Below are 5,313 nucleotides of genomic sequence, written 5' to 3'. Positions count from 1 at the left end.
AGCCCCGGTTGGGGTTCCACTGAGGTGGGGCTTCTGGTCGGTGTGTGGTTGTTCTTTGAGAACTCAACAGGGTGCTTGTAAAGCCAGTGCCAATTATGATTTATACCCCGGACTGGTCAGGCTTTGTGTCTGGCTGGTTGGGATTCCTTTGGCAACATTTGTTTGTTGTCAGGATGCTGTTCAACTAATTTTTTGTTGGAGAGTTTGATCCTGGCTCAGGACGAACGCTGGCGGCGTGCTTAACACATGCAAGTCGAGCGGAAAGGCCCTTCGGGGTACTCGAGCGGCGAACGGGTGAGTAACACGTGAGCAACCTGCCCCAAGCTTTGGGATAACCCTCGGAAACGGGGGCTAATACCGAATATTACTTCTGGCCGCATGGCTGGTGGTGGAAAGTTTTTCGGCTTGGGATGGGCTCGCGGCCTATCAGCTTGTTGGTGGGGTGATGGCCTACCAAGGCGACGACGGGTAGCCGGCCTGAGAGGGCGACCGGCCACACTGGGACTGAGACACGGCCCAGACTCCTACGGGAGGCAGCAGTGGGGAATATTGCACAATGGGCGGAAGCCTGATGCAGCGACGCCGCGTGAGGGATGACGGCCTTCGGGTTGTAAACCTCTTTCAGCAGGGACGAAGCGAGAGTGACGGTACCTGCAGAAGAAGCACCGGCCAACTACGTGCCAGCAGCCGCGGTAAGACGTAGGGTGCGAGCGTTGTCCGGATTTATTGGGCGTAAAGAGCTCGTAGGCGGCTTGTCGCGTCGACCGTGAAAACTTGGGGCTCAACTCCAAGCCTGCGGTCGATACGGGCAGGCTAGAGTTCGGTAGGGGAGACTGGAATTCCTGGTGTAGCGGTGAAATGCGCAGATATCAGGAGGAACACCGGTGGCGAAGGCGGGTCTCTGGGCCGATACTGACGCTGAGGAGCGAAAGCGTGGGGAGCGAACAGGATTAGATACCCTGGTAGTCCACGCTGTAAACGTTGGGCGCTAGGTGTGGGGGGCCTCTCCGGTTCCCTGTGCCGCAGCTAACGCATTAAGCGCCCCGCCTGGGGAGTACGGCCGCAAGGCTAAAACTCAAAGGAATTGACGGGGGCCCGCACAAGCGGCGGAGCATGCGGATTAATTCGATGCAACGCGAAGAACCTTACCTGGGTTTGACATGGCCGCAAAACTCACAGAGATGTGAGGTCCTTCGGGGGCGGTCACAGGTGGTGCATGGCTGTCGTCAGCTCGTGTCGTGAGATGTTGGGTTAAGTCCCGCAACGAGCGCAACCCTCGTTCGATGTTGCCAGCGCGTTATGGCGGGGACTCATCGAAGACTGCCGGGGTCAACTCGGAGGAAGGTGGGGATGACGTCAAGTCATCATGCCCCTTATGTCCAGGGCTTCACGCATGCTACAATGGCCGGTACAATGGGCTGCGATACCGTGAGGTGGAGCGAATCCCAAAAAGCCGGTCTCAGTTCGGATCGGGGTCTGCAACTCGACCCCGTGAAGTCGGAGTCGCTAGTAATCGCAGATCAGCAACGCTGCGGTGAATACGTTCCCGGGCCTTGTACACACCGCCCGTCACGTCACGAAAGTCGGCAACACCCGAAGCCGGTGGCCCAACCCTTGTGGAGGGAGCCGTCGAAGGTGGGGCTGGCGATTGGGACGAAGTCGTAACAAGGTAGCCGTACCGGAAGGTGCGGCTGGATCACCTCCTTTCTAAGGAGCACCTTCACCTGAAAGGGTGCAAGGAGCCCGCGGCCCACGAATGTTGGGTCGGGGTGCTCAGATGGCGGAGACACTGGCAAGTTTTGCCCTGGCAACGGCCGGCGGCGCCTAGTACAGCCACCCTCGGGTGGTGGGAACGGTGGCTTCTGGTGCGGCTGGGGGGAAATGTGAGCACCCTGTTGGGTCCTGAAGGAACAACCGTTGGGTTGTTGTTTCAGAGACGTGGCCGGCCTCCTGTGTGGGGGCTGGCAGTCTGCCAGGCATGGCCTGGCCCCACATACCGCCAACTGTTGTTGGGTTTGGTGTGGGGCGGATCGGGTTGTGGGTTGGTCGTTTGTTGAGAATTGCACAGTGGACGCGAGCATCTTTGTGGTCAAGTTGTCAAGGGCGAACGGTGAATGCCTTGGCACCAGGAGCCGATGAAGGACGTGGGAGGCCGCGATAGGCCTGGGGGAGCTGTCAACCAAGCTGTGATCCCAGGGTGTCCGAATGGGGAAACCTGGCACCAGTCATGTGGTGTCACCCACACCTGAACACATAGGGTGTGTGGAGGGAACGCGGGGAAGTGAAACATCTCAGTACCCGTAGGAAGAGAAAACAATTTAGTGATTCCGTGAGTAGTGGCGAGCGAAAGCGGATCGAGGCTAAACCGGCTGCGTGTGATACCTGTCAGGGGTTGCGTGGTCGGGGTTGTGGGACCCTACTGAATGTACTGACATGCATTCGAGAAGTTACAAAGTCAGTGGCTAGTCGAACAGTCTGGAATGGCTGACCGTAGACGGTGAGAGTCCGGTAGGTGAAAGTTGCTGACCTTCTGTGGGTGTTCCCGAGTAGCGGCGGACCCCTGAAATCTGCCGTGAATCTGCCAGGACCACCTGGTAAGCCTAAATACTTCCTGGTGACCGATAGCGGACAAGTACCGTGAGGGAATGGTGAAAAGTACCCCGGGAGGGGAGTGAAATAGTACCTGAAACCGTTCGCCTACAATCCGTCGGAGCCTTGCGGGGTGACGGCGTGCCTTTTGAAGAATGAGCCTGCGAGTTAGTGGCATGTGGCGAGGTTAACCCGTGTGGGGGAGCCGTAGCGAAAGCGAGTCTGAATAGGGCGATTCAGTCGCGTGTCCTAGACCCGAAGCGGAGTGATCTAGCCATGGGCAGGCTGAAGCGCGGGTAAGACCGCGTGGAGGGCCGAACCCACCAATGTTGAAAAATTGGGGGATGACCTGTGGTTAGGGGTGAAAGGCCAATCAAACTCCGTGATAGCTGGTTCTCCCCGAAATGCATTTAGGTGCAGCGTCGCGTGTTTCTTGCCGGAGGTAGAGCACTGGATGGTCTAGGGGGCCCACAAGCTTACCGAAATCAGCCAAACTCCGAATGCCGGTAAGTGAGAGCGCGGCAGTGAGACTGCGGGGGATAAGCTTCGTAGTCGAGAGGGAAACAGCCCAGATCACCAGCTAAGGCCCCTAAGCGTGTGCTAAGTGGAAAAGGATGTGGGGTCGCATAGACAACCAGGAGGTTGGCTTAGAAGCAGCCACCCTTTAAAGAGTGCGTAATAGCTCACTGGTCAAGTGGTTCCGCGCCGACAATGTAGCGGGGCTCAAGCACACCGCCGAAGCTGTGGCATTCACATTTTATCCTCGCTTGGACTTGATTCCTTGTGCAGGTGTGTGGATGGGTAGGGGAGCGTCGTGCCGCGAGTGAAGCAGCGGGGTGACCCAGTTGTGGACGCGGCACGAGTGAGAATGCAGGCATGAGTAGCGAAAGAAGGGTGAGAAACCCTTCCGCCGGATGACCAAGGGTTCCAGGGCCAGGCTAATCCGCCCTGGGTGAGTCGGGACCTAAGGCGAGGCCGAGAGGCGTAGTCGATGGACAACGGGTTGATATTCCCGTACCCGCGAAAGAGCGTCCCTGATGAACCTCGTTGTGCTAACCACCCGAACTGCCTGATGTCTTCGGACGGATGGTGGGGAGCGTGGGAACCTGATGGGTAGTAGTCAAGCGATGGGGTGACGCAGGAAGGTAGCTGAGCCCGGCCGGTGGTTGTGCCGGGGTAAGCGTGTAGGCCGTGTTGTAGGCAAATCCGCAACACATGAAGGCTGAGACGTGATGCCGAGCCGATTCAGGTGAAGTCAGTGATCCTATGCTGCCGAGAAAAGCCTCTAGCGAGTTCTTAGCGGCCCGTACCCCAAACCGACACAGGTGGTCAGGTAGAGAATACCGAGGCGATCGGGCGAACTGTGGTTAAGGAACTCGGCAAATTGCCCCCGTAACTTAGGGAGAAGGGGGGCCGGAGACGTGAAGCCCCGCGCGGGTGGAGCGTTGTATGGCCGCAGAGAGCAGGGGGAAGCGACTGTTTACTAAAAACACAGGTCCATGCGAAGAAGTAATTCGATGTATATGGACTGACGCCTGCCCGGTGCTGGAACGTTAAGGGGACCTGTTAGCTCTTCGGGGCGAAGCGGAGAACTTAAGCGCCAGTAAACGGCGGTGGTAACTATAACCATCCTAAGGTAGCGAAATTCCTTGTCGGGTAAGTTCCGACCTGCACGAATGGCGTAACGACTTCCCCACTGTCTCAACCACAGGCCCGGCGAAATTGCAGTACGAGTAAAGATGCTCGTTACGCGCGGCAGGACGGAAAGACCCCGGGACCTTTACTATAGCTTGACATTGGTACTCGAATTAGCTTGTGTAGGATAGGTGGGAGCCGGTGAAGTCCATACGCCAGTATGGGTGGAGGCAATCTTGAAATACCACTCTGGTTGATTTGGGTATCTAACTTCGGACCGTTATCCGGTTCAGGGACAGTGTCTGGTGGGTAGTTTAACTGGGGCGGTTGCCTCCTAAAAGGTAACGGAGGCGCCCAAAGGTTCCCTCAGCCTGGTTGGCAATCAGGTGTTGAGTGCAAGTACACAAGGGAGCTTGACTGTGAGACTGACAGGTCGAGCAGGGACGAAAGTCGGGACTAGTGATCCGGCACTTGCGAGTGGAAGCGGTGTCGCTCAACGGATAAAAGGTACCCCGGGGATAACAGGCTGATCTTCCCCAAGAGTCCATATCGACGGGATGGTTTGGCACCTCGATGTCGGCTCGTCGCATCCTGGGGCTGTAGCAGGTCCCAAGGGTTGGGCTGTTCGCCCATTAAAGCGGTACGCGAGCTGGGTTTAGAACGTCGTGAGACAGTTCGGTCCCTATCCGCCGTGCGCGTAGGATACTTGAGAAGGGCTGTCCCTAGTACGAGAGGACCGGGACGGACGAACCTCTGGTGTGCCAGTTGTCCTGCCAAGGGCACGGCTGGTTAGCTACGTTCGGAAGGGATAACCGCTGAAAGCATCTAAGCGGGAAGCCTGCTTCAAGATGAGGTATCCCACCCACTTTGTGGGGTAAGGCCCCCAGCTAGACGACTGGGTTGATAGGCCGGAAATGTAAGCCCGGTAACGGGTTCAGTTGACCGGTACTAATAGGCCGAGGACTTGACTACTAAGCTGCTACGCGTCCACTGTGCAACTCTGAACAAGCGAACACCCGTGACTGTGTGCCGGGGTTGTTTGATATGTTCATAGAGTTACGGCGGTCATGGCGGAGGGGAAACGCCCGG

Annotated in this window: 2 rRNA genes; both read left to right on the top strand. The window is 57.4% G+C overall.

The annotated features are described in order from the left end of the window. The first annotated feature begins 192 nt into the window (after nt 1–192). Nucleotides 193–1,707, top strand: a 16S ribosomal RNA gene (locus tag FB453_RS33945). Between the two features lie 380 nt (nt 1,708–2,087). Further along, a 23S ribosomal RNA gene (locus tag FB453_RS33940) occupies nt 2,088–5,196 on the top strand. Together the 16S and 23S rRNA genes form the textbook arrangement of a ribosomal RNA operon. Nucleotides 5,197–5,313: the final 117 nt, after the last annotated feature.

It is taken from the genome of Micromonospora sp. CNZ322, from assembly GCF_007827755.1.
The sequence above is the reverse complement of the archived record's forward strand: the minus strand, read 5'-3'. Positions and strand labels throughout refer to the sequence as shown.